The organism is Stenotrophomonas sp. RIT309 (assembly GCF_000632045.1).
Classification (GTDB): domain Bacteria; phylum Pseudomonadota; class Gammaproteobacteria; order Xanthomonadales; family Xanthomonadaceae; genus Stenotrophomonas; species Stenotrophomonas indicatrix.
This window is the reverse complement of sequence record NZ_JFYS01000001.1, coordinates 278,389-303,524: the sequence shown is the minus strand read 5'-3', so window position 1 is coordinate 303,524 and position 25,136 is coordinate 278,389. Positions and strand designations below refer to the sequence as shown.

19 protein-coding genes are annotated in these 25,136 nt (G+C 61.7%); 12 read left to right on the top strand and 7 right to left on the bottom strand.

Annotation, left to right across the window (positions count from 1 at the left end):
* Nucleotides 1-22: 22 nt before the first annotated feature.
* Nucleotides 23-256 (bottom strand): hypothetical protein, encoded by a 234-nt coding sequence (locus BW38_RS19080; RefSeq protein WP_032974791.1) that lies wholly within the window; start codon nucleotides 254-256, stop codon nucleotides 23-25.
* 159 nt (nucleotides 257-415) lie between these two features.
* Between BW38_RS19080 and BW38_RS19085 the strand changes: the two genes are divergently transcribed.
* The 5 genes from BW38_RS19085 (at nucleotide 416) to BW38_RS19105 (ending at nucleotide 6,802) form a co-directional block, all read left to right on the top strand.
* The gene (locus BW38_RS19085; protein WP_032974790.1) at nucleotides 416-892 is read left to right on the top strand and encodes a DUF3693 domain-containing protein; all 477 of its coding nucleotides are present in this window, start codon (nucleotides 416-418) and stop codon (nucleotides 890-892) included.
* Between the two features lie 12 nt (nucleotides 893-904).
* Complete coding sequence (locus BW38_RS19090; protein ID WP_032974884.1) at nucleotides 905-1,273, top strand: DUF3653 domain-containing protein; 369 nt, start codon at nucleotides 905-907, stop codon at nucleotides 1,271-1,273.
* Nucleotides 1,274-1,625: 352 nt separating this feature from the next.
* Nucleotides 1,626-2,489 (top strand): site-specific integrase, encoded by an 864-nt coding sequence (locus tag BW38_RS19095; RefSeq protein ID WP_032974789.1) that lies wholly within the window; start codon nucleotides 1,626-1,628, stop codon nucleotides 2,487-2,489.
* Between the two features lie 326 nt (nucleotides 2,490-2,815).
* Nucleotides 2,816-4,015, top strand: coding sequence for a lysozyme inhibitor LprI family protein (locus BW38_RS19100; protein ID WP_032974788.1), 1,200 nt, complete (start codon nucleotides 2,816-2,818; stop codon nucleotides 4,013-4,015).
* A gap of 150 nt (nucleotides 4,016-4,165) precedes the next feature.
* Nucleotides 4,166-6,802, top strand: a complete 2,637-nt coding sequence (locus tag BW38_RS19105; RefSeq protein WP_081794513.1) for an AAA family ATPase — start codon at nucleotides 4,166-4,168, stop codon at nucleotides 6,800-6,802.
* A 306-nt stretch (nucleotides 6,803-7,108) separates the two neighbouring features.
* Here the strand turns inward: BW38_RS19105 and BW38_RS21080 are convergent, their stop codons facing one another.
* Together BW38_RS21080 and BW38_RS19110 are read right to left on the bottom strand one after the other, a co-directional pair.
* Nucleotides 7,109-7,711, bottom strand: a complete 603-nt coding sequence (locus BW38_RS21080) for a hypothetical protein (protein ID WP_235189878.1) — start codon at nucleotides 7,709-7,711, stop codon at nucleotides 7,109-7,111.
* 327 nt (nucleotides 7,712-8,038) lie between these two features.
* Entirely contained in the window at nucleotides 8,039-8,224 is a 186-nt protein-coding gene (locus BW38_RS19110) for a hypothetical protein (protein ID WP_032974784.1), read from the bottom strand.
* A 694-nt stretch (nucleotides 8,225-8,918) separates the two neighbouring features.
* On the opposite strand from BW38_RS19110, the gene BW38_RS19115 reads away from it, so the two are divergent.
* The 4 genes from BW38_RS19115 to BW38_RS21670 all read left to right on the top strand — a co-directional run bounded on the left by BW38_RS19115 (nucleotide 8,919) and on the right by BW38_RS21670 (nucleotide 16,116).
* Complete coding sequence (locus BW38_RS19115; RefSeq protein WP_140226989.1) at nucleotides 8,919-10,658, top strand: hypothetical protein; 1,740 nt, start codon at nucleotides 8,919-8,921, stop codon at nucleotides 10,656-10,658.
* Nucleotides 10,659-10,725: 67 nt separating this feature from the next.
* Nucleotides 10,726-14,574, top strand: a complete 3,849-nt coding sequence (locus tag BW38_RS21335; protein WP_081794512.1) for a hypothetical protein — start codon at nucleotides 10,726-10,728, stop codon at nucleotides 14,572-14,574.
* 5 nt (nucleotides 14,575-14,579) lie between these two features.
* Nucleotides 14,580-15,512 carry an RHS repeat-associated core domain-containing protein gene (locus BW38_RS21330; protein WP_223482462.1) on the top strand — a complete coding sequence of 311 codons (933 nt, stop codon included), beginning with the start codon at nucleotides 14,580-14,582 and terminating at the stop codon, nucleotides 15,510-15,512.
* A gap of 40 nt (nucleotides 15,513-15,552) precedes the next feature.
* Nucleotides 15,553-16,116, top strand: a complete 564-nt coding sequence (locus BW38_RS21670; protein WP_152543258.1) for a hypothetical protein — start codon at nucleotides 15,553-15,555, stop codon at nucleotides 16,114-16,116.
* A gap of 245 nt (nucleotides 16,117-16,361) precedes the next feature.
* Here the strand turns inward: BW38_RS21670 and BW38_RS19120 are convergent, their stop codons facing one another.
* Nucleotides 16,362-17,045, bottom strand: a complete 684-nt coding sequence (locus BW38_RS19120) for a hypothetical protein (protein ID WP_235189877.1) — start codon at nucleotides 17,043-17,045, stop codon at nucleotides 16,362-16,364.
* Between the two features lie 605 nt (nucleotides 17,046-17,650).
* Between BW38_RS19120 and BW38_RS19125 the strand changes: the two genes are divergently transcribed.
* Together BW38_RS19125 and BW38_RS22065 are read left to right on the top strand one after the other, a co-directional pair.
* Nucleotides 17,651-18,007 (top strand): hypothetical protein, encoded by a 357-nt coding sequence (locus tag BW38_RS19125; protein WP_032974779.1) that lies wholly within the window; start codon nucleotides 17,651-17,653, stop codon nucleotides 18,005-18,007.
* A 24-nt stretch (nucleotides 18,008-18,031) separates the two neighbouring features.
* On the top strand, nucleotides 18,032-18,508 hold the full coding sequence (locus BW38_RS22065) for a hypothetical protein (protein WP_032974777.1): 477 nt from the start codon (nucleotides 18,032-18,034) through the stop codon (nucleotides 18,506-18,508).
* Nucleotides 18,509-18,534: 26 nt separating this feature from the next.
* Here BW38_RS22065 and BW38_RS19135 read toward each other — a convergent pair whose 3' ends face one another.
* Together BW38_RS19135 and BW38_RS19140 are read right to left on the bottom strand one after the other, a co-directional pair.
* A complete protein-coding gene (locus BW38_RS19135) occupies nucleotides 18,535-21,186 on the bottom strand; it encodes an excinuclease ABC subunit UvrA (protein WP_032974776.1) in 2,652 nt (883 codons plus the stop codon).
* A gap of 130 nt (nucleotides 21,187-21,316) precedes the next feature.
* Nucleotides 21,317-21,841, bottom strand: a complete 525-nt coding sequence (locus tag BW38_RS19140) for a DUF6622 family protein (RefSeq protein ID WP_032974775.1) — start codon at nucleotides 21,839-21,841, stop codon at nucleotides 21,317-21,319.
* Between the two features lie 514 nt (nucleotides 21,842-22,355).
* Between BW38_RS19140 and BW38_RS19145 the strand changes: the two genes are divergently transcribed.
* Nucleotides 22,356-23,603: an arsenic transporter gene (locus BW38_RS19145; RefSeq protein ID WP_032974774.1), complete on the top strand. Its 1,248-nt coding sequence runs from the start codon at nucleotides 22,356-22,358 to the stop codon at nucleotides 23,601-23,603.
* A 23-nt stretch (nucleotides 23,604-23,626) separates the two neighbouring features.
* Here the strand turns inward: BW38_RS19145 and BW38_RS19150 are convergent, their stop codons facing one another.
* Nucleotides 23,627-25,060 carry a porin gene (locus BW38_RS19150; RefSeq protein ID WP_032974773.1) on the bottom strand — a complete coding sequence of 478 codons (1,434 nt, stop codon included), beginning with the start codon at nucleotides 25,058-25,060 and terminating at the stop codon, nucleotides 23,627-23,629.
* Nucleotides 25,061-25,136 lie beyond the last annotated feature (76 nt).

Below are 25,136 nucleotides of genomic sequence, written 5' to 3'. Positions count from 1 at the left end.
AAGGATCCACGGGAAGGGGCGATCACGAAACATGGTTTGCCTCCTGCCGTTCGGCGTAGCGAGCAGCGGCCAGAAGATCGCCGCGCTTGGTAGCGGCAATCTCAGCCTTTGCGAGTGCGATGACCTGGGCCTCGCGTGACCGCTGCGAGGCGGTGTAATCACGCCGGTCGAGCAGCCGCGAAACGAGCTTTGCGCCGCCGATGGACACGGCCACGATGGCCGCCAGCAGCACGAAGGTAATGAGCGGATCGATCATCACTGTCCCCTACCCCAAGCCCCCAAGAGGACCCGCCAGCGGCCTTGGGGTGCCGGTGGCGGGACCGCCTACATCCGTAGGCGATGGGGGCTTTATACGCGCCTACGCCCGTAGGCGTCAACACCTGTAGGCTACACCCGTACACGAAACGAGGCAGCTATGGACTGGAATGACTTCTTTGAGCGGACCCGCGTAGCGGCCAAGGTCGAGAGCTATTCAAAGCTGGCGCCGCTGCTGGGGATTACGGATGGCGCAATCGGCCACTACCGCATGGGGAGGCGTGTGCCACAGGTGTGGGTGGTGGCGGATGCTCTCCGTATCCAAGGGCATCCGGAGCCTGAAAAACAGGCGATTGAGATCATGAAGCGTGCAGCGCTCACTTCGCCGGAGCGAACCTTCTGGAAGCGCTTAGCGGCTACCGCGATGGCCTTGTGCTTGGCTGTTGGCTTCGCCCTGCCCCACAAGGCTCAGGCGGCGGTACCGGGCTTCGATAGCGTCCACGCTGTATACATTATGCGAAATGAGGCGTGCCCGGCACAGGCTGCGCCGCTGGGCTGCTTTCGTCGGTTCTGCTTGGCAATGGCTGTGGCTCTGGCTCGGCTCTTGCCTGCCTGCTCGTTCCCCCGGCAAGGATGAGCTTGCAGCATGATCGAGATCGATCCCCACGACCGTACAGTTCTAACCGGCCCTTGGGCAGGTTTCGGCTTTCAAGGAGGTCACATGTTCACCCCCGAAGGTCACCAGCTGGAACCCTGCGATATGACCTGGTGGTCGCTGACCTGCAACATCGCCCGGGAATGGCGACTAATGATGGCCGATGCTCGCGCCGAGGTGGTTGCCCGATCGGCGCCGCCCCGAAAGGCTTCTGCCACAACGAAATCCAGCGTCATCTACCTTGCCGATGCCCTCAGAATTCGCCGAGAACGGCGGTTGGGCGCGGGTGTATCCGGCCCCGACGCCGAGTCGTCCAATGTGGTCTACATGAGCCGTGGGCCGAGGCCGCGCCAGCGCATGTGAGGCGTTTTCGTAGGGGCGCAGCCCCTACACCCCGGTTCACTGCTCCCGGCAGCGCAACCATTCCCCCTTAGCGTTTCGCAGCTGCTCCCAACCGTTACTGAGTCGCCGCATCGCTGTGCCGCCCATGCAAGCGGCCCCAAGCTGCTTGGATTCTGAGGTGCCGTAGGCCGGTAGCCGGATCAATTGGCTTGATGGCGTTGGCAAACCTTGGCGGCGCGCCTCACTTTGGACGTACCAGCGCTCAATTTCGGCGCAGTACGCCCGAACATCCGGATGGGCATGCTGTTGGCATTTGAGTGGCTCGGATCCGGGGTTGTAAGCCTTCGGCACAGCCGGGCTTACTGCCACCAGCTTGGTGCTGCCCGAACAACTGGCCCAGCAGGCTGCAGATGCGGTCCGCGAGTTGCTGGCCGAAGCCGCGGCCGAGAACACTACCCGCAGCTACAGCAGCGCTCTGCGCTACTGGGCCGGCTGGCATGCGGCGCGCTACGGTATCGAGTTGGCCTTGCCGGTACCCGAAGCCACCGTGCTGCAGTTCGTGGTCGACCACGTACAGCGCCGATCGGCTGACGGCGAATTGGCCTGGGAACTGCCTCCGGCCGTCGATCAGGCCTTGGTGGCCGCTGGCCTCACCGCCATCACCCTGCCTGAGCTGGAAGCGCTGCTGGCCACCTGCGACGACAGCCTGGAAGGGATTCGGGATCGCGCCCTGCTCTGCTTTGGGTTTGCCAGCGGTGGCCGCCGACGCAGCGAGATCGCCATTGCAGACCTGCGCGACCTGCGCCGCATCGGCGAGGCGGGCTATATCTACCGGCTGGAGCACAGCAAGACCCAGCAGGCCGGTGTCACCGCGACCTCGACGCCGGACAAACCGGTGCTGGATCGGGCCGCCCTCGCCCTGCAGGATTGGCTGGAGGCGTCCGGGATCACCGAGGGGGCGATTTTCCGGCGGCTATGGAAACAGCGCGTCGGCCCTGCCCTGTCCCCCGCCGCGGTCGGCGAAATCGTGCAACGGCGGGCGAGACTGGCCGGGCTGGAGGGGGATTTTGGTGGGCACAGCCTCAGGTCAGGGTTCGTGACCGAAGCCAGTCGCCAAGGGGTGGCGCTGCCGGCGATCATGCAATTGACCGAGCACCGGTCGGTATCGAGTGTGATGGGGTACTTCCAAGCGGGTGGCGCTGCGGCAAATCCAGCTGCACGCTTGCTAGAGGAATGACTGTCGGCGGCCGGTAACGCGAAAGTGCTGGCGCTAACTCAACAGACATTTAGCCTAGTCTTTGCTTCCACTTCGGCAAAATGCCGGCGGATGCCTTACGTGTGGGGTCGCCCTTCGCGCCACGTGGGCGTTTCCTAAAGGGCGCGCGAGCTGACCGCTGCTGGTGGCCAGGGGGGGGCATGGAAACATGCTGGCGGCGCCCCGCTTCCCTTGCCAGCACTCCCGTACAGGCATGTCCGGCCGAGCGTCCCCGATGCACCGGTATCCGGCAAATCTCGCGTCCATTGTGTAAATTTGACCCCTCCACTTCAGCGCAGGTCGCTTGCATGCTCACGGGAACACCCGCGGGATGGGTCGATACCTTCCTTGACTCAAGCATCGCTAAGTTGCTCTTGCTTCCACTTGGCTACGGTTTGTTCCGTCTAGCAGAGTACTTCTTAAAGCGGCGCGCCGAGGGCGCGGATGCCACGCGCGACTTGGCCTCATTGCACAGCGCCGCTGACCTTCAAGAGAAGCTCAACCGCAACAATATGACGTTGGAAGACCTCAAGCAATTCCGGCATAGCGCGCTAAACGAATCGGCACAGACAGCCGTTGTCACAGCACAACACTACGTCGAGCGTGCGATCTACTTGGCGGATGCCACTGACACTGCGTCATCGCGGGAGTGGCCAGAAGCGATGACCCAACTTGAAATGAATGAGCAAGCTTCTGCTCAATTCCTAGAGGCGGAAGATCAACTAACCGCTCTTCTCGTAGAGAGGTTGGCGACCGCAGAAGCTGACGAGGCAGCGGCACTGCAGCGTGCGCACAACGCATGGCATGCATGGCGTGAAGAGGAGGCGACTTGGGGTGCCCGTACCTGGGAGGGGGGAACAATCCGGCCTCTGCTGGTAAGCACGAAGCTCGAGCAGCTAACCCGAGAGCGTATTGCTACGCTAAAATCTGACAACAGCTTGGGACTTGATGCGCAACGCACCATAGTCCCCTATCAGCGCGCTCCTGCAGATCTTCCAGAGCATATCGAGCCCGGAGTAACCGCTCATCGAGTTCGCGAAATTCTCGGCGCACCCCATTTTGTTTCAGGCGACTACTGGCATTACCGATTTCAGGAAACTCGCCTTGACATCTTCTTTGAAGGCGAAGCAATTAAGGATGTCTCCTTCCTAATCATCGAGGGCCAAACATATACCGCAAGCCTTTCAAGCGAGGAATTCTCGTTTGGAGCGCTTACATTCGGCGATCTTTTGGACTTCGACTCATCTGCCAAGATTGAATTCGACTTCTCAGCGCGAACGAATGAGCTCATCGCAAGAATTCGACTAGGCCCTCCTGGTGCATGGAGTGAGTATTACTTCGGCGCCGTCATTCCAGTCCACGGTGGCGGGCAACTTCTTAACACGGACTTCCAGTGGGACAGAGACAGAGATTGCCTGTTGAGCGCACCCAGCTCCACGCTGGTGAATTGGTTCGGACAGACGAGCTCTTTGGATGGTCATCCACGTGTCAGCTGGTTCATAAAATAGAAAGAAGAGCCTCACCCGTTGCTAAGGCGCGGCTGCGCCCCGCCCCCGCCCGGTCCCAAATCCAGCCCTCCGAGACGGTGAAATTTGCCTGGATCCGGGATAGTCTGCACATAGGGGAAGGTCCGCGTCCGGGCCTGCGCGTCGATTGCCATGGGATTGCTGGAAGAACTCCTGGAAATGTCATCCGGATGGCCGACTTGGCAGAGCGATGCCCTGCGTCGCATTTTTGCGACAGGTGCGATCGTAGAACAGGATTTAGTCGATATTCGGGCCGTACTGGAGGAAACCGAAGGCGCCCCAATCTCGGTCCCATTGAAGGTTGCCCACATCCCGACAATGGGGGATGGTCAGACCACCGTGCTGCAGGAACTAAGGGACCTCCAGCACGTCAATCGGTTCGCCCCAGGAAGTCGAATTCAGTTCAATCCCGAAGGGTTGAACATCGTGTTCGGCACAAATGGCGCCGGCAAATCTGGCTATACCCGGGTCTTGAAGCGAGCATGTCGAGCGCGCAGATCGGCTGAAGTCTTGCCTGACGCATTCGCCGAAAGCTCCGGAACGCCCAGCGCCGGGATCGTGGTGTTGGACGCACAGGGAAACTCAATCCTGTATGACTGGCAGGAGGGCATGCATTCCGACAGCCGCCTGGCAATGGTGGCCGTATACGACAGCCATTGTGGCGAGGACTACATTGCTCAGGAGGGAAGCTGTGAGTACCAGCCCTATGGGATCCCACAATTAGGGGAACTCACCCAGGGCATGATGCGGTTGCAGGCGAGCATCAGGCACGAACGTGAAGCGATCCGCCTGGACGTATCGCCATTTGCCGCTCTCAAAGGCGCGCATTCAGTCGGCAAAGCCATTGATAGTTTGTCCGCCGACACTGACCTTGACCACATCCGGCAGCTGGGTGAGTTCAATCAGGCGCACGAAACCCGCATCGTTGAAATCGACCAGCTGTTGACCAACTTGGACCTAGAGCCACAGGCCAAAGCAAAGGATGGCTTGGCCACGCGACTGGAACAGGCAGCGTCGAAATGCCGAAGCATTGAAAGCGTTTCATCGGATCGGGCCGTGGATAGGCTCCAGGAGCTGCATGCCTCGGTGCTTGCGGCCGTTGATGCAGACCGATTAGCCCAAGGCCTTCTCCAGGGAGAGGATGGCGACGAACTTGCCGGCACAGGTAGCGACGCCTGGAAGACGCTATTCAGGGCTGCCGAGGCGTTTTCGGCCCAGGTCTACCTCCACGACGAGCAACACCCTTCAACCGACGAAGGTGCGCATTGTGTCCTTTGCCAGCAACCGCTTGCTCAAAGTGCCAGGGAGCGGCTGGAACGCTTCCGAACGTATGTTGCGAGCGAAGCGGCAACAGCACTGAACACTGCTAACACGGCGCTATCCAATGCAGTACAGAAGGTGGCAGATGGCAGCACCGATGTCATTGACGAGGCGACCCTGGCGGACTTGCGCGAACTTGATGCCACCACCGCCGATCTGATCGCAGTCCACCAGAAGGCGTGGTCTGCGAGTCGACAGTGGGCCGCACAGGCAAATGCAACAGAAGATTGGTGCTGCCCCCGGACCTCACCTGCCCCACAGCCAGCCCTATCTGCAGTCCTTGCCGAGAAAGCGAAAGCATGTCGGGCCAGAGCCGTCGAACTGCGCGCAGCCAATGACGAGACACGAATCCGGTCCCTATCCGATGAGAGGACATTCCTTGCGGCCAAGCGAGGTTTGGCGGCGGTCCTGCCACTGGCAGAGCAGTATGTCCAGGATGCGCGCAAGGCCAGACGCTTAAAATCACTGGAAGACCAGCTCCAAACGAAGGCTCTATCGGCTCGCATTACCAAGATGTCGCAGCAATACATCACGGAGGAAATGCTGCAAGCCATGAAGGCAGAGCTCGCATTGCTGGGAGCACGGTCGCAAAAGCCTGCAATGAAGTCTCGGACCGCATATGGGGTGAGCATGATCACCCTGACGCTGGAGAGCGCAAACTCTCCACCGAGCACGGTCCTGTCGGAAGGCGAACAACGGGCTATGGGTTTAGCCCTGTTCCTGGCCGAAGCTCAATTGCGTGGGGACAAATCCACCTTGGTCTTCGATGATCCTTCTACATCGCTGGACCATCGCTTCCGAAAGAAGATGGCTAGGCGACTTGTCGAGTTAGCCAAAGAAAGGCAGGTTGTCGTCTTCACGCATGACGCCGTGTTCCTGACGGAACTTCGTATGGCCGCCAATGGACAGGGTCTGGAGCCAACACTTCAATCTATAGAGTGGGCCGATCACCGACCCGGCGCGGTCGTTCAAGGACTTGCGTGGGAGAACGAGAAATTTTTTCCGCAGATTGACCGCATCCGCAAAGATGCAGTGGATCTTGAGGGAGTATGCAATGATCATTTGAACGACGTTGAACGCCTTCAGATGAGGAATCTCTATGCGATGCTTCGCGGTGCGCTCGAGCGGGGCATTCGGGAAGTTGTCCTGCATGACGTCGTCCACCCATTCGCCGACCAGGTCAAGATCGAGAACGTGGGCGCCGTCATCGGATTCACCTTGGAAGATTGGAAAGCAATCGTTGAGCTTCACGACGACTGTAGCGGCGTGATCTCAGCCCACGACACACCTTCCGACAACCAGCAGGAAATACCCCATCCTTCAGAGCTTCTTGAGAGACTGAAAGCCATCCGATCTGTGTTCGAAGGGTGCAAGGCGCGCAACTCAGAATTTGAGAGGACGATACTGACTCACCATCGCACAAAGCGAAATGCATTGCGAAAGGGCTGATGTCAGTGCGAGCCGCAAGCGCGCTGCAGGGCGGCCGCACTTGGACTGCGCCCTCTGGCAGCAAATCTGTATAGCCCTGCTCCCCATAAAGCATTCCGATCCACTGCCCCAATTGAAGTGGATCTGCTCATCTTCCACTGAGGAACTGAGTAGGTGCAAGTTCTGCCCTTCCCTACCCTCGATCCCTCGATAAATCTTCCTAATCTACGGCTCACCTTGAGCATGCTACGGTCCCGCAGCGATGGGAGAAAGTGCGGGATCGGATCCTGGCGCTAGCCGGATTGGCGCCAACGACCTAGATCTCTCCTAGATCCTTGAGCACGGACTGCCCCTTCTGCAGGAACCCAGCCAGCAGTCGGCCCCCTGCCACCCTCCGTCCCAGCCGCTGTTGAGGTAGCTGCTCTGCAGGCGCGCATGGGCCAGCAGATCCGTCTGGGCCATGCTGGGAGTTACGAACTGGAGCGGTTCGCCTAGGGGCGCCAGCTGGCCCCAGATCGGCTGGACCACGCAAGTACGCTGGCTGTCACTCTTCGCATATCCCGTGGCCATCATCCGGCCGTTCTTCGGCGACCAGCCACCAAGCACCAACTCGGCTCCGAGCTGCTCGATCGGCAATCCTGCCTCGGCTGCCGCCTTCTCGTAGTTCGGCCACAGCTGGTCCACCACTAACCCCAGCTCGGTAGATAGCTGTTCCATTGTGAAATCTGCGCGGAAGCTGGCCTGCAGCGTTAGCTCATAAATGCGGAGGAAGAACTGCGTAGAACCTCGCGTAGCAAGTATCAGGTTGTGCTGAGGGATCAGCAGCAGCTTTGCTCCTGCTGAATGTTTCCCTGTGAGAGCATCCTCTGCCAAGGTATCCACTGCGACGACAAGGTGGTCACGAGTGAGTAGAAGGTTGAGGAGGCTCACGGCAGGCTCGTCTGGACGTTCGCAGACTATCGCCCTCCCCTTCCCCTCCTGTCCAGACTGCCATGACCTCCGAGATTACAAAGATCCTTGATCGCCTCCATGCTTGCGACGCCGCAATTGAGATGCACCGCGGCTACCTAAAGGCAATGGAGTATGTCCTGCGGATTTCGTTTCTAACGCACCAAGATCAAGAGCTTCTGCCCGACACGTGGACCAGATTGCTCCCTTCGATCGCTCAAAGCCACGAGAGAGACGGTGGCCAACTGTTTGCGGCCGCATTCCAGCAATCTCTGACAGTTCTCACCGAGCGGATCGGCGCGGAATGCACTAGGCCCTAAAACGCTCGGGCAACGGATCGCGCTCCCGCAACCCGGCAAGATACGCTTCAAGAGCATCAACAAATTGCGCGTAGTGAATCGCCATGTCGATCATCTCAAGCCCGTGAAAAGAACCCGTGTTCCAGATCTTGTCGCTCTCCGCAGAGGTCAGCCTCCGGCCCAGCTCGGCTTCCATCGCCGATTGCGTTGCCGCAGACAACAGCCGATTCTGCTCAGATGGTGTTGCCGTGGCGGGGCTTATTCCTCCATTTTGACGGAAGAACTATGCCCTCGCCTCCAGTCTAGTGCAAACACCAAACCCAGCCATGCAAACGACCGCTTGAGCCTCTAGGCGGGAACCGGACAGAGCGCCTGCGCACGTCTGCCTCCGGCCAGAAGCGGGTAACGATCAGTGGCTGGTGATTGAAGTATTCCGTCTATCCAAGCTTGCCCGCCACTACATCATCGCGATGGTGTTGCGCCCGCTGCGGTTACCTGGTCGGTCGCATCGTCATATGGGTCGTCCAAAGCGCGCCGCTGTCAGCCCGCTGCAACTGGTGTCACTACTTCAATAGTCATGAGCTGATCTCCCGCGTGCACTCGATGCTCACTTGATCTTGGCTGGAGGCGCAAACCAAAGCCAGTTGCGCGCCGTCATTACTTGAGATAGTGTCCGCCGCATTGCAAGGGGAACGTGACTGTCACTCTTAAGCGCAGCTATCGCAGCGCGGGTAGTTCGTGCGTAAAGCGCAATGAATGAGGCTCTATTGGCAGCATTTGTCCAGGCGATGTCTCATTGCTATCCGATAAGCCCTGAAGTTGTCTTGTTGCAGACTTAGTAGTCACCGGATCATGTCTGGCCGCTCAGCCAGCGCTACATGGAGACGTACGTGTCATTGCATTCCAAAGTCATCAGTGCTGTCCTCAATCTATTTTTGCTGACACTCGCTGCCGCTGCTCAAGCACAGACTGGCGCGCCACTGACCTCATCGCAGGCGGGCGTCTTCTACGAAGACAAGCTCAAGGGCCTGAGCGAACTCACGGTGTTGGGTAACGACCTGTTCGGTGACAGGGTCAGCCTCTATACGGGCGGCATCCAGTTCACCCAGGTTGATGTTGATCTACCTGGAAACAACGCATTGCCAATGCGGTTCTCGCGCACATTGAAAATGGGCGGGCGCCGGGACACCCTCAAATCGATGAGGGACTGGGATTTTGACCTGCCCTACATCTCAGGCATGTTTGGGCAGAGTGGCTGGGTGTCCATGGTGCCGGGCGAGCCACTACGTCGTTGTTCGATCCCACTGAATTCACCTCAGCAGGCCAGCGCTCCATCCGAGTATGTGAGTGGCGGGCAAGGAAACGTCGGCTTCTCCTTTGATCCGCACTTTTTCTGGGGCGGGCTCTCCCTGAGCCTTCCCGGGAGCGACAGCAAGCCCATGATCATCATGGCTGCGGGTGCCAAGCAACCTACGGACGGTCGTGCCTATCACTGGACCACCGCTGATCGCTGGGTGTTTTCCTGCCTTCCGAGCACCAGCAACGGCGAGAGCGGGGAGGCCTTCATGGCGCATGCCCCCAATGGGGACAGGTACTGGTTTGACCGCATTGTGGCTATACCCCGCGGAACCATGACCGCGAACTACGGTAATGGCTTCTTCAACTACACGAGCACGATGGGACTGCGTGAGTTCCGCGCGTTGCCGACCCGTATCGAGGACAGGAACGGCAACTTCATTACCTTCACCTACTCCCCAAGTCAGGTCGTGATGAGCGCGAGCGACGGCCGCTCCATTACGGTGAACTCAGGGGCTGACGGGGTACAGAGTGTCGTCGCCAATGGCCGCACTTGGAACTATGAGTACACCGGCAGCACTGTCGATCGCAAGCTCACCCGCGTGGCACTTCCAGATGGATCGAGTTGGTCATTTGATGCCGGAGCTGCGTTCGATAACCCCATTGGCGGCTGGAGGAACTGTGCAGATTTTGTGCCGTTCACACCTGGTCCAAGCTCATCCGCAACGGTGGTCATGACTCATCCTTCAGGAGCCAGGGGCACATTTGAAATGAGCTACCGACTTCATGGCAGAACCAATGCGCCGAACACCTGCCGGCCCTTCACGCAGATCTTCTATCCGGTGGAGTCCCACCTCCTGACCGTGCTGGCACTGGATCGCAAGGTCATCTCAGGGCCCGGGCTCGCGACCATGACATGGAGCTACCAGTACACGCCGCTTGCTGCGAGCCTGGACACTGGACAACATGTCTACTGCTCGACTACGCCGTGCCCCGAGACGCGCGCACTCACCGTTACTCGCGAGGACGGCAGCTGGGATCGCTTCACCTTCAGTCAGAAGTACGGAGATCTCGAAGGCCAGCTGCTGAGTGAGGAACGCGGGAATACGCAGGGAGTGCTGCGGCGGATAGACACCCAGTACCGGCGTAGCTCGGACGGCAGCTATGCCCGGATTGGCAGCAATCCCTGTTGGTCATGCTCGAAGGAAGAAGAGCTACCCAAGCCATTGGAGTCACGCACCACCACGCAGGATGGAAATACATTTCTCTATCGCGTGGATCAGTTTGACGCTTATGCAAGGCCGCTGAAGATCACGCGATCCAGCTCGCCCTGAGGGTGAGCTACGACAGGCAGTCGAATGGCAGCGCTCGTGCGCTGCGTCCCACAATTTAGGGAAGCGTATGGCACGTAAATCGCCTCGTAGAAGCACATACCCGCACAAGACGCTGCTCGCAGCTGCTCTGGTTGCAACGGCCAGCCTTCCACAAGCCTGGGCCGCCACTACCTTGGAAACCCTGAGCTACCATGACAACGAAAGCTCGTGGATTCTGGGTCAAGTTGCTACTCGTGCGATCAATGGCGTCCTCGCCGATCAGGCGACGTTCGATCCTGTCACCTCTCGACCCACGCAGTTCTGGGCATTTGGGAAGTTGACCCAATCGCTTGGCTACAACACTGATGGCACCATCGCATACGTGCGTGATGGAAATGGGAACACTATCGTGCTGGGCTCTTGGAAGCGCGGTGTTCCGCAGCTGATCAGCTTCCCTGATGGCACAACGCAAAGCGCTGTCGTGGATGATCGCGGCTGGATTAGCCAAGTCACCGATCAGAACGGGTTCTCGACCGGATATCGCTATGACGCGATGGGACGGGTGGCGGGCATTGACTACCCGAGTGGAGATAGCACCGCCTGGAGCCCGATGAACCAGAGCTTTGTTCAGGTCATGGGCGACGAGTACGGCGTTGCGGCTGGCCATTGGCGAAAAACAACCATTACTGGAAACCGAGTTTCCATCGCGTACTACGACGCACTGTGGCGACCGTTGATTGTCTCGGAGTACGACGCCGCCGACCCAGGCACCATCAGATTCACAGGCAGGGAGTACGACAACGAAGGCAGGACGGTGTTCTCCTCCTATCCTGCAGCAACAGCGAATAGTGATCGTGGCACTTGGACCGTCTATGACGCACTAGGTCGCACCACCTCTGTTACTCAGAACTCCGAGTTGGGTGACCTCACCACGTCACTCAGTTATCAACGAGACGCGTCAGGCGTGTTCACCCTTGCTCGCAATCCCAGGGGGGCCGAGATCCGGACCTGGTATCGCATGCTGGATCAGCCCTCCTTCGATAGTCCAACGCGGATCCTTCAACCGGAAGGAGGGCTGACAGTCATTGATCGCGACGCCTTCGCAAAGCCGCTGAGCATTCGCCGCGGCAGCGCAGATGGCAGCCTGGAGGTTACGCGAGCCTATTCCTATAACGCGGCCCAAGAGCTGTGTCGGACAGTAGAGCCTGAGACAGGAGCTACGCTCGTCGGTTACGACGGAGCTGGTAACGTTGCCTGGTCTGCGTCCGGCCTCGCGAGTAGTACCGGCTGCGAGCCAGACGGCAGCTCGGCGTCGGTAGCTCCGCGACGCGTCTCCAGATCGTACGATGCCCGAAATCGCCTGCTCGCCTTGTCGTTTCCGGACAGCAATGGTGACCAGATCTGGAGCTACACCGCCGACGGCAAGGTCGCCCAAGTCACCACGCGCAATGATGCTGGTAGTAGCCAGGTGGTGAATACCTACAGCTACAACAGGCGTCGCCTCGTTACCGGAGAATCGATCGAACAGACGGGAATGCCTGCACGGTCGGTTGGGTACGTCTACGACCCACACGCTTCCTTGGCCGGTGTTCAGTATCCAAGCGGGCTTAGCGTTGAATACGCTCCCAATGCGCTGGGTCAGCCAACACGCGCGGGCGCCTTTGTATCCAGCGTCACGTACTTCCCTAATGGTGGCATGAGCCGGTTTGTGTACGGCAACGGGATAGTGCACACAACGCAACAGAACGGGAGACAGCTTCCAGCCAGTGTTTCCGACGCAGGGGTTCTCAATAACACTTATGGCTACGATGCTGCAGGCAACGTAGCGCAGATCACCGATGGATTGAGCGCAGCGCGCACTCGCTCGATGACGTATGACTCGCAGGATCGCCTGCTGTCCACCCATTCAACCGCCTTCGGTGGCAATGGGCAGCTTACTTATAGCTACGACGCCTTGGACAACATCCGTGCGGTCAGACTTGAAGGCCTTAAGGATCTTTCCTACTGGTATGACGGCAACAATCGCCTGACCAACATCATCAACAGTAGCGGCTCGACGGTAGTGGGGCTCGCCTTCGACGTGCAGGGAAATCTTTCTGTCAAGAACGGTCAAGGATTTCAGTTCGACTACGGCAACCGACTTCGCACAGCAGTGGGGAAGGAAAGCTATCGATATGACGGTAGCGGACGAAGAGTCCTGTCCTCGGCTGACTCTGGCACTATCGCATCCTTCTACGGAAATGACGGGGTGCTTCGTCGACAAGACAATGATCGCACCGCCAGTAGCGTGGAGTACGTCTATCTAAATGGAAGTCTGGTCGCGAAGGCCACAACATCGACGGCACCCGCGACCCCGGTGGTCAGTGCGCCTGCTCAGAGCTCCAGCGGCAACTACACGGTCTCCTGGTCAGAGGTGGCCCAAGCCAGCCGGTACGATCTGCAAGAGCAAGCGGGCGCCGGCGCGTGGTCCAACATCTATTCCGGGCCTAACAGGACGAGAGAAGTGACCGGCAGGGCTGGCGGGTCTTACGGCTACCGTGTGCGAGCCTGTCGCGCTACGGCCTGTGGCGGCTGGAGTGCCACTGCTATCACTTCGGTCCAGTCGCTCCCTTCAGCTGGGCCCTCCGTAAACGCGCCTGGGCTCTCAATAGACGGCAACTACAGCGTCTCGTGGCCAGCAGTGGCCGGCGCCCAGGCCTATAGGTTGGAGGAGTCCACAACAGGAAGTGGATGGGCCGAAATCCAGAATGACGCCATCCTCTCTCGCTCCTTTGCTGGCAAGCCCAACGGCACATTTGCCTACCGCGCACGTGCCTGCAATGCCGCCGGCTGCGGTGAGTACGGTGCAACGGCGTCGGTGCAGGTGCTGCGCGTCCCAGAATCACCCGCTGGATTGAGTGCTCCCGCACTGTCTGCGAACGGTGCCTACACCGTCTCCTGGTCTTCAGTATCCGGCTCGAGCGTCTACCACTTGGAAGAAAGCAGCGGTGGCTCCGCCTGGATCGTGGCAGCAACAGGCGCAGCGACAGCGAAGGAATTCTCACAGAAGCCAGACGGAAGCTACGCCTACCGCGTGTCCGCTTGCAACAGCAGCGGGTGCGGGCCGAGTACTGGCCCCGCGACTGTGCGGGTCGTTCGTGCTCCGACAGGCAGCTCCAACCTGTCCGGCCCGACTCTATCCAATGATGGAAGTGTCGCTCTGAACTGGTCGCCGGTTCCCCTTGCGACGACATACCGGCTCTTCGAAAGCGTATCCGGCGGTGGGTGGAATGCCATCCTCAATAGCGGCAGCACCAGCGCGACATTGACTGGGCGCGCAAATGGAAGCCTCAGCTACAGCATTGCAGCTTGCAACGATGGGGGCTGCGGGCCGCAGGGGCCGGCGTTGAACGTGGTAGTGATGCGACCACCGTCAGAGCCGGTGCTATTCGGTCCGGGTAGTTCCGGCACCGGCAGTTACACGGTCAGTTGGAACGCGGTTGATCGAGCCAATAGCTATGTAGTTGAAGAGAGCGCGAATGGCGGAGGATGGACGGCGGTCTATAGCGGCGGAAGTACTTCTGCGGTGATCTCCGGTCGCGGCGATGGTACCTATGCGTACCGGGTCGCCGCATGCAATCAAGGGGGATGCAGCGGCTACAGTGGCTCAGTTGCGGTGGCAGTGAATGTTCCGCCTGTAACACCAACCGGACTCACCGCGCGCTTCGTGGTTACCAATGCATTCCCGCCGTGGCAGGTGCGTTACTTCGTCAGCTGGAACGCAGTGGCCGGGGCTGCCTGGTACGAAGTCACAGGAAGGGGAGCCTATTCGGGGCCTGCAACGTCGGTGCAGATCGACTACACGGGCGTTCCTGCAGGCGCTACGTTCCAAGTGAGAGCATGCAAGCCCATAGGGTGCTCGGCCTGGGCCCCCGCCGTTTCCGCAACTGGAGGGTAGTGCGAATGAATCGAGCCAGCATAGCTACCCGCCACATGATCTCGTTGATGCTGATGTGCGGGGCGCTCAGTCCTGAAGTGTATGCGCAGGCGACAGTCACATACGTGCATACCGATGCCTTGGGGACCCCGGTGGCAGAGTCGGACGCATCCGGAAATCTGATAGCTGAATCATTCTATGACCCATATGGATCCATGCTCGTTGCAGGTAGCGATGATCAGCCAGGCTTCACCGGCCAAGTGTCGGATGCCCAGACGGGACTTAACTACATGCAGCAGCGCTACTATGATCCGACAATCGGACGCTTTCTATCGGTCGACCCGGTGGCTGCTCGACCACGCGGGGACAATTTCAATCGCTACTGGTACGCCAACAGCAATCCCTACACAAACCGAGATCCCGATGGTCGCGAATGCAGCGGCAAGGGCTGCTGGGTTACTGTTGAGGAAAGAGCGGCTGCCGTGTCGGGCGATTGGAAAGCATATTATCAATTGGCGGGATCGGGCGGCGATAAGTATGCGGAACGCGCAGGCGAAGTGGCAGGCAATAGTGGCTCCAACCCTCTGAATGCTCGGCTCTCAGAAATCACTAACAGAATTCTCGCAAATTCCATTGCCAGCAATATGGGCACTGACCCCCGGACTATGACAAGCACGCAGGCAATTGCGGTTGCGTTTAAGATGGAGGCCATAAGGATTGATCTTGCGAGAGCGCATGTGCAGGCGCTGGACCAGGCGGGTGCAACTGAGAAGAATCCGGTAATGTTAGACAGGAGTGTCATCGGAGAGTTCCACGAGCGAGTCTTTGAAAGAAATGGAGCAGACCCCAGGGCATTTGGTGGATACAAGACGGATGCTCTGGAGACGGTAATCAATGTTCTTGGCTCAACGACGCGGGACGTATATGACTATTGCGCGCAACCGAGTTGCAGTAACTAGATTTTTTGTGTGTGTCGTGGCAGCTCTTGGGTCCGGATGTGTGGATTCGCCCACTTCATATCGTGTCGATGGTGCGAAGACCGACTTTTGCATTCCTGGCGATCTAGATGCGACGCCTTCCCGGCGGGGTCATGAGGATCCTGTGGCCGGCGGCTTTACCCTGCATGGCTGTTACTCCAGCCATAGCGAGGCTTGTATCGGCCCCGGTAATTTGATCTCGGTAGCGGTGGTAGCCAAATCTTACTTTCCTGGAAGAAGGTTTGGCGACCTCCCCCAAGGATCCCATCTGCGTACGAGCGCTATTGAAGGCTGGCAAGACGCGAAGATGCTGGAGGAAGGATTGCTTGCCGTTCCCGACGGCGGCGACAAGAGCCACATTTTCGTATGGCGCTCGAGTGCACGTGGCGCAACACAACCCATGGATGACGATGAGCTAATGGCATCCTGCGACACGTTGGGCAGTGTTTCCTGCAATCGTGTGCTCCATGGCGACGACTTTGGCGTCACTTACTCCTTCTTCACAGACAATGAAATTCCGGGTGACTTCGGTTCATTAGACAAGCAAGTCCTGAATGAGATTGAGCGGATGAGATGTAGAAGATAGGACTCCGGCTCGGCCAAGCCGCCAGTGATGTTGCAGCGGCAGGCCTTTCGCGTCGTTCATCTCAATCCGTGACCTGGCGCGGGAAATTAAGTGGGAGTGGAGTAAGACGGAACTAATGCGGGTACGGCGGCACATTCTAGCGAGAAGCGCACCTCCCCCCCTACCCTCGATAAACATCCCTCATCGCTAGTCCGCGATCTCAGATGCACTGCAACTCCCTGCCTGGCGCTTGCCAAAACCCAGCCTTATTTCGCAGCAGGAACAGGCATCACACCCTTTCGCACAATTTCCATTCTGCCCACATCGCCAACAGGCACCAGCACAGCAGCCTTCCGCGCAGGGTCCCACAGCGCATAGCTATCACCAAGCCGACCAATCAGGCTAAGGCCGCCCTGCACCGTTCCATCAACAGTCACAGCCGTCACGTGCTTGCCGCCCCCAGAGGAAATCGTCGCGGCACGCCCGGAACCAAGCATGCTTGACACTATCGAGACATAGACCAGCATCACCAAGGCATAGATCAGCCAAGGGGAATCTTTCACTGCGGTCGGTATCACTGGCGAGAGATGGACGGCCAGCGCACAGATGATGGTCAGAAAAAGCCCTATCAGCACAGGCCACGCGTTCGACCACCAAAGCAGCGCACCTAGTCCAGTGAAGAAGATCGTTGGACCCAGCCAGGCGAACCGCTTGCTTTTGGAGGCTCCGCTCGTCAGCTTCACGTCGACCCAGCCGCTAAACAGCAAAGCCACCAGCATCAGAAACAACACCATGCCGATGCCTGCCAGACCGGCCAGGGCCAGTTCGCTCACCGCAACAAACTGAAAGGGATCAAGGCCAAAGTGGCCCCAGTACGCCTTCAGATAAAGCGCGCCTTGAATCAAGCCAAACGTGACGACAGCCGAACCCCAGCCAGCGACATCGGCCATCGTTAGTCCTTTTTGCGTACTTTCCATGTACTCCCCCTTTCAAGCGCCCCTGACGCATCCCGGATAGTGCCATGGCGTGGAGCGTGGCGTCAGCCACGCAGTGCACTCTGATTGCAGCGGATAGGGGTAGACCTAAAAGGGGCATCGAGGGTTCGCCCCGTCCATCCATTTGTCGCGTCTGCCCCACTCCCGGCCAGAGCATGTCGGTACCGGCACGAAATTTGCGGGCCAATCGGCACCGCCCACGGCCCTTGCAGGCCAAGCCTCTAGCGCCCTTCCCCGCCATACAACGATTCTGAAAACGTCGAAAACGGTGACGGCATTGCCCTTACTGTATTGGCAGCGCGCACAACCGGGCGTATTTCTTGCCATGCCACCGAACACCGGTGGTCGGGCCTCGAAATCCCGGTTGTACGATTGATGTTTACGCTTGCCAGCCGGCACCACCACCGCGTGGTGCCGGCTGGCAATCCGTCTGCCGGCTATGGCGGGCGGTGCGTGGAGGCCCTGTGCCTGCCGGTCTAATCGTACGCCGGATTTCGAGCCACGCATCGTCCGCCACCTTTATCGGTGGCGGCTTCTGCCTGCACGCAAGGAGCCCCGCCATGACCACGCCCCACTCCCCTGCCCCACAGCCCATCCACGAGGCACCCTCGGCCGGGCCTGCCGTGGACCCCAACACCCTCATCGCGCTGCTGCACAGCATCGGCTCGGGCGTGGCCGCCAACGGCCAGCCTTGGCCAGAGCGGCATCAGCTGCGTGGCCGGCAGATGGCGCTGGCCGATGCCGACTGCTCGCTGACAGGCCTGCGCGTGGTGCTGGAAGTGCTGCTGGCCGCAGAACGCACGCGCCAGAACGGCGAGCCGGAGCAGTACGTCGGCGACCGGGTGATGGAAGGGCTGATCATGGCCGGCCTGGGGCTCGCAGCCCACGCAAGCGAACGGCTGCAGCCGGCAGACTGAAGGATCACTTCGGTGGGGCCTGAAATGAAGGTGCGCCACGGCGTGATGTGGGTACTCTTTCTGGCGCTGGTCGTTGCAGTACAGATACATTTTCCAGAGCCGGTTGAGCCCGAAGTACTCGCGTACCGTGATGTACCCGATGAGACATTCTGGACGCTGCGTCGCCATGCATATCGATTCGCAGAGGCGCGGGCGCGGGAGGGCTTCGCGTTCATGGAGGGGACGCCCGCTTCGGCTTCCTTCCAGATCCTGTGCAAGGGTGCGCCGGTGCTGCACGTGGAGAGGCAGCCGCCGCTTCTGCTGATCAGGGTTGCGCTGGGTGCCGAGCAACGGGCGCCTGCGATCTACCCCCTACAGGCCACGCTGCAGTGGTCACTGGTGCCGTTGACCTATCTGGAGCAGGTCCTGTCTGGCGTGCAGGAACCTACGCTGCAGGATCGGCTGCTACTGACGCTTGCTGGCGATGTGCCTGAGGATGAGCGGTGTGGCGTGCAGAAGTAGAAGCACAACTCCGGCGACGCCCCGCCTCACCCACCCTGCCCCAGCTCGCGCGCAAGGAAGGGCGCGGTCCTGCTGCCCTTGGCGCGCGCCACCTGTTGCGGTGTTCCCTTCGCCACGATGGTGCCGCCCGCAGCGCCTGCGCCAGGTCCGACGTCAATCACCCAGTCCGCCTGCACGACCGCGCGCATGTCATGCTCGATCATCACCACCGTATTGCCCGCGTCCACCAGTCGCTGCAGCTGCACCAGCAGCCTGTCCGCGTCCGATGCATGCAGGCCGGTGGTGGGTTCGTCCAGCACGTAAAGCGTGCGCCCGCGCTGGCTGCGCTGTAGCTCGGTCGCCAGCTTGATGCGCTGGGCTTCGCCGCCTGAGAGCTCCGTGGCTGGCTGGCCCAGCCTCAGATAGCCCAAGCCGATCTCCTGCAGCAGTTGCAGCGGGCGGGCAATGGCTTCTTCCTCGATGAAGAACGCGTGCGCCTGGTCCACCGTCATCTGCAGGACTTCGGCGATGTTGCGCTCATTCCACAGCACCTTCAGCGTGGCCTCGTTGTAACGCGCGCCGTGGCAGGTGGGGCACGGCGCATAGACGCTGGGCATGAACAGCAGTTCGACGCTGACGAAACCTTCGCCTTCGCAGGTCTCGCATCGGCCCTTGGCCACGTTGAACGAGAAACGGCCGGCATCGAAACGCCGGCGGCGCGCGGCGGGCGTGGCGGCGAACAGCTTGCGCACGTGGTCGAACAGGCCGGTATAGGTGGCCAGGTTGGAGCGCGGGGTCCGGCCGATGGGTTTCTGGTCCACCTGCACTACCCGCTGGATGGCGTCCACATCGCCAGCCAGCCGGCCTCGGGTCGCTTCGATCACGGTCGGCGCGTCGGTGGGCGCACTCTCGGCGCTGTTGTCTTCGGGCTCATGCCCCAGGTGCAGCAGCACCAGCTCGGGCAGTGCCTGCGCCATCAGGCTGGATTTGCCAGACCCTGAAATGCCGGTCACTGCGGTCAGCAACCCCAGCGGCACCTGCGCATCCACACCCTGCAGGTTGTGGCGGTGGATGCCCTTCAGCTCCAGCCAGCTGCTGGGGGTGCGCTGCCGGCTGGCGGCCGCAGGCACCTGGTCGAACAGATACCGGGCGGTGCGCGATTCCTGGACCTTGCGCAGGCCGTCGGGCTCGCCACTGTAGAGAACGCGCCCGCCGTGCTCACCCGCCTCCGGGCCAACATCCACCAGCCACTGCGCGCGGCGCATCAGCTCCAGGTCGTGCTCGACAACGAACACCGAGTTTCCGCCGTCGCGCAACCGGTCCAGCGCGTCGTACAGCGCCTGGCTGTCGGCGGGGTGCAGGCCGGCCGAGGGTTCGTCGAGCACGTACAGCACGCCAAACAGCAACGAGCTGAGCTGCGTGGCCAGCCGCAGGCGCTGCAGTTCGCCGGCCGACAATGTTGGCGTGGCGCGATCCAGCGAGAGGTACCCCAGGCCCAGGCCTCGCAGCTGGTGTACACGCGCCATGACGCCGCCTGCCAGCCGCTGCGCGGCCAAGCGCTTCTCTTCCGACAGGGCCGAGGTCAGCCGCACGTCGGGGGCCCCAGCGTGGACAGGGCGGCCGCTTGCAGCCCGCTGCGTGCGATCGCGTTTCGTGGCGCTACCGCTGGTACGCGCGCCCCCGCTGTGCGCGCTGAAATCGCCCTGCGCGATGGGCCCCAGCAGGTCCGCCAACTGGTCCAGCGGCAACCGCATGAACTCGCCGATATCCACACCGGCAAAGGTGACCGAAAGCGCTTCCGGCTTCAGGCGCTTTCCGTGGCAGGCCGGGCACAACCTGCCTTCCATGTAGCGCGAAACGCGCTTGCGCATCAGTGCGCTCTGGGTGTTGGCAAAGGTGTGCAGCACGTAGCGGCGCGCACCGGTATAGGTACCCATGTAGCTGGGTTCCAGCTTGCGCTTCAGCGCGGCGCGGGTCTCTGCGGGGGTGAAGCCGGCATAGACCGGCACGGTTGGCGTTTCCTCGGTGAACAGGATCCAGTCGCGGCCCTTCTTCGGCAGCTTCTTCCACGGCACATCGATGTCGTAGCCCAGCGTGACCAGGATGTCGCGCAGGTTCTGGCCATGCCATGCCGGTGGCCAGGAGGCGATGGCGCGTTCACGGATGCTCAGCGACGGGTCCGGCACCATCAGCGCTTCGGTCACCTCGTACACATGTCCCAGGCCGTGGCAGGTGCTGCAGGCGCCCTGCGGCGTATTGGGCGAGAAGTCCTCGGCGTACAGCATGGGCTGGTTGGCCGGGTAGGCCCCTGCGCGCGAGTACATCATGCGTACCAGGCTGGACAGCGTGGTGACACTGCCCACCGAGGAACGTGCATTGCTGGCGCCGCGCTGCTGCTGCAACGCCACCGCCGGCGGCAGGCCGTCGATGGCATCCACATCGGGTACGCCCGCCTGGTCGATCAGGCGCCGCGCGTATGGCGCTACGGACTCGAAGTAGCGCCGCTGCGCTTCGGCGAAGACGGTACCGAAGGCCAACGACGACTTGCCCGACCCCGACACCCCGGAGAACACCACCAGTGCATTGCGCGGAATGGAGACATCGACATTCTTGAGGTTGTGCTCGCGCGCGCCGCGCACCTCCACGCAACCGCTGGCTGCGGCAGCGCATGAGGATTCACCGAAAGGGTTGTTGGACATCGTTGCGTTCCTGCAGGCAGTGATCGGTGCGCCCTGGAGCGCGCCCAAGGCTGCATTTTCGCTGCTGCGAGGTGAATGTGGTGAGGGCACGGCCGGAGCGCGTGCACCGCCCCCTCATCCTGGGCTGGACTCAGCCCGCAGGCTGCATCCCGCTGGGCGTTGCCCGGCGCGACGCCGCCAGATAGCGGCAGTACTTGCCGATGAAGATGCCGGTGAATCCGCCAGACAGCAGGAGATAGGCGGCGCTGAAACCTGCGTTGCTGCTCAGGCCGGGCGCCACGGCGAGCGCCGTTTCAAAACCGTACTTGATGACGAACGTGACCAGCAGCAGTGGCAGCAGGCTGTAGTCGGCACTGCGCCACAGCGTGCCCGTGGAGGCGTCCACGCTCAGCGTTGCCCGGCGCAGCAGCAGCCAGCCCACTGCTGCGCCCGCGCAGATGCCGGCCAGCCATTCGCCCCACGCCAACGGCGAGCCGCCATAGCGGTGGCTGATCGACCAGATGCCCCAGGCGCTGAACAGCGCCGGCACGATGGCCAGCTTCCGCAGCGAGGTCTGCCCCGGCCGCATGGCCGCGATGCCGCGCCAGACCAGGAACGCCAGAAGCACCCAGACCCAGATGGGGGTCTGCCAGAGAAGTTGCTGCAGCAGGTTCACGGGAGGTCCTTTCGGTGAGTGCCGGCCAGGCAGGCGGCGGTGGCGCTCACTATTGGCGGTACGCATTGCACGGACAAGTGACAGGTGTCAGCGATACGGCATGCACCCTGTCCTCTGCGAGGCGCTCGGCGACGTACGCGTGTCCTATCGTGTCACCGTGACCAGCGAACGGATGAATCGAATTCGGTTCCTGTCCGCATGTCGATTGCACCCCTGCTCCACCGGCGTTGTGCCGCTCACCGAATCGCAGCCGAGGCTGCACCACATGGCGTCTTGCCGGCCTGGCCGGCACCACCCTTGCGATGCGGATGTCCGGAATTGGCATTACCGTGACGCATCACGGTGAATGGCATGCGCCTTCAATCGGGCGCACGTCGGGTTCTGATACGGCCCTTTGCTGGCGGGGCCGGCGCTGCAGCCGGCACGGTATGATGCCGACTTTCTCGCACTTGCCATCGCTGTAGCGCGCGTTGCTGTTGGCTCGCGCCGGTGCAGCTGAGACCCCACCCACTCCATGCTCGCTTCCTCTTCCCCCTTCATCATCTGGGCGGCCGTGGCCGTTGCCACCGTCGGCCTGCTGTTCCGGCCGTTCCGCATTCCGGAGTACGTGTGGGCGCTTGGCGCGGCCGCGCTGCTTCCGCTGCTTGGGGCGGTGTCGCTCGGCACGACCTGGCACGCGGTTGCTGAAGGCCGGGATGTCTATCTGTTCCTGGTCGGCATGATGGTGCTGGCCGAGCTGGCGCGGCGCGAGGGCCTGTTCGACTGGCTGGCCTTGTATGCGGTGCGGCATGCGGGCGGCTCGGGGCGGCGGTTGTTCGATCTGGTGTTCCTGGTCGGCACGGTGGTGACGGTGTTCCTGTCCAACGATGCCACGGCGGTGGTGCTGACGCCGGCGGTCTATGCGGCGTGCAAGGCGGCCCGCGCCAACCCCCTGCCCTATCTGTTTGTCTGTGCGTTCATCGCCAATGCGGCGAGCTTCGTGCTGCCCATTTCCAACCCGGCCAACCTGGTGGTGTACGGCAACCACATGCCACCGCTGCTGCAGTGGCTGGCGCAGTTCGCGCTGCCTTCGCTGGCGGCGATCACTGCCACGTATCTGGTGCTGCGCTGGGTGCATCGCCGCGAGATCGCACAGCCGTTGGCAGCGTCGCCCGAGCATCGCCCGCTTACCGAGGGTGGCCGGCTGAGCGCGCTGGGCGTGCTGTTCACCGGCACCGTGCTGCTGGTGACCTCCGCACTGAACGGCCCATTGGGCCTGACAACGTTCTGTGCGGGCGCGCTGAGCGTAGCGGTGGTGGCGATCCGCCAGCGCCGCAGCCCGCTGCCGCTGTTGCGCCACGTCTCCTGGGGCGTGCTGCCGCTGGTCGCTGGCCTGTTCGTGCTGGTTGAAGCGGTTTCGCAGACCGGTGTCATCCAGACAGCGGCCAGCAACCTGCAGGCGCTGGCGCAGACCTCGCCGCACCAGGCGGGCTGGCTGGCCGGAGGCGCAGCCGCACTGCTCAGCAACGTGGCCAACAATCTGCCGGTGGGCCTGGCTGCGGGCTCGCTGGGCCAGATGGCCGAGCTGCCGGCGCAGACGCGCGCGGCGTTGCTGATCGGCGTGGACCTGGGCCCGAACCTGTCGGTGACCGGCTCGCTGGCTACCATGCTGTGGCTGGTGGCGCTGCGCCGCGAAGGCGAGCATGTCAGCGCGCTCGACTTCCTGCGTGTCGGCGCGCTGGTGATGCCGCCCGCGCTGATCGGGGCGTTGCTGCTGCTCTGATCAGGCGCGGGCGCAGTATTTGCCTAGAACGCCACCTGCAAACGGGTGTTGAAGGTGGTGCCTTCGTCCCTGCCCGGCCCGGTACCGCTGCGGTTGTCGGTCTGCCAACGGATGGCCTCGAACATCACGCGGCTGAAATCGTTGAGGTACCAGTTCGTGCCCAGCGTCCACGCATGGCCGGTACCGCCGCTGGGCAGTTCGGCGTAATCCACGTCTTCATAGCGCGCCTTCAGCTCCCACGCGCCCCTGCCGCCGCGTGTGACCGGGTCGGTCACCTTCACCCGGCTCCAGGTGCCGGCCTTGCCCGAATAGGCTGGCATGGCACCGGCCAGGAACCAGCCGGCCGAGACAGCCCAGGCCTGGTGGTCGAGGTCGTAGCGACCGCTGGCATCGGCACCGCGCAGGTTGCGGGTGCCCCATTCGCCCGTCGCCCATGCCGGGCCGAAGAAGCCCGCCAGCTCCGCGCCATAGGCGGTGCTGCGCTCGGCGCCGAGCAGCGTGCCCGGCGTGATCTTGACCAGATCGTTGAAATGCCCGGCGATGGCCGAGCTGCGCACCACGCTGCTGGCACCGGCCGCGATCTCCTCGTGGAAGGCCCATGCGCCCAGGTGCACCGTCGCGGCGGAACTCTCGATGGGATTCCAGTGCACGCGCGTGGCCCAGGTCTGGCTGTCGTTGTCGGTACCGGCGTTGTTGAGGTCATTGCCCGCCACCGAGAGGCTGGCGTGCCAGCCCTTGCCATACACCCGCTCGGTAAGGCCGACACCGAACAGGCCGCGCTGCGGCAGCATCAAGGTGCCCACGACATTTCGGTCCTGGAAGGGCGTGTTGGAGGTGCTGCTGGAACCGTCGATGCCGCGGTCATTGAGGCGGTTGCCGACGGTAAGATCGGCAGGCAGGCCGAACAGGCGGTGATCGACAGTGGCGTAGACCGACTTCCAGGCCACGTCGTTGTCGGCGAAATCGCCTTCGACGGCCCAGCCCAGTATGCCGTAACGCCCTTCGGCGCCCAGGCGCACCGAACGGATTTCGGTACCGGACAGGTTGCGGTCGCTCACCGAGGATCCGTCGGTACTGGATGCGTCGACGAACAGGCGGCCGCGTGGCCGGAAGGCTGCGTTGCCGTCGGCGCTGCTGAACTCCGGCGCCCCCTTGGACCAGGACACCTTGGGCTGTTTGGACTGGCCCGATTCCAGCGCGGCGACCCGGGTTTCCAGCGTAGCGGCTGGCGTTGCCGCCGGTACCGCTGCAAGGCCCTGCCCGCCTTCGACAGCGCGCAGGCGCGCCTCCAACTGCTGGATCTGCACGGCCTGCTGCTGCACCAGTTGCGAGAGCTCGGCCTGGCTCAATGGTGCAGGCGGTGACGAAGTGGACTGAGCGCCGGCATGGCCACTGGCCAACAGCAGGCCGAGCGCGACCGACAGCGCTGCCGGCGGCAGCACGGTGGAATGGTTCATGGTCTCTCTCTCCGGCCAGCCGGCCCCCTGGCCTGGCGCTGGCCTGTTGCGGTGGTGCGGGGGAAGATCGGGGAAG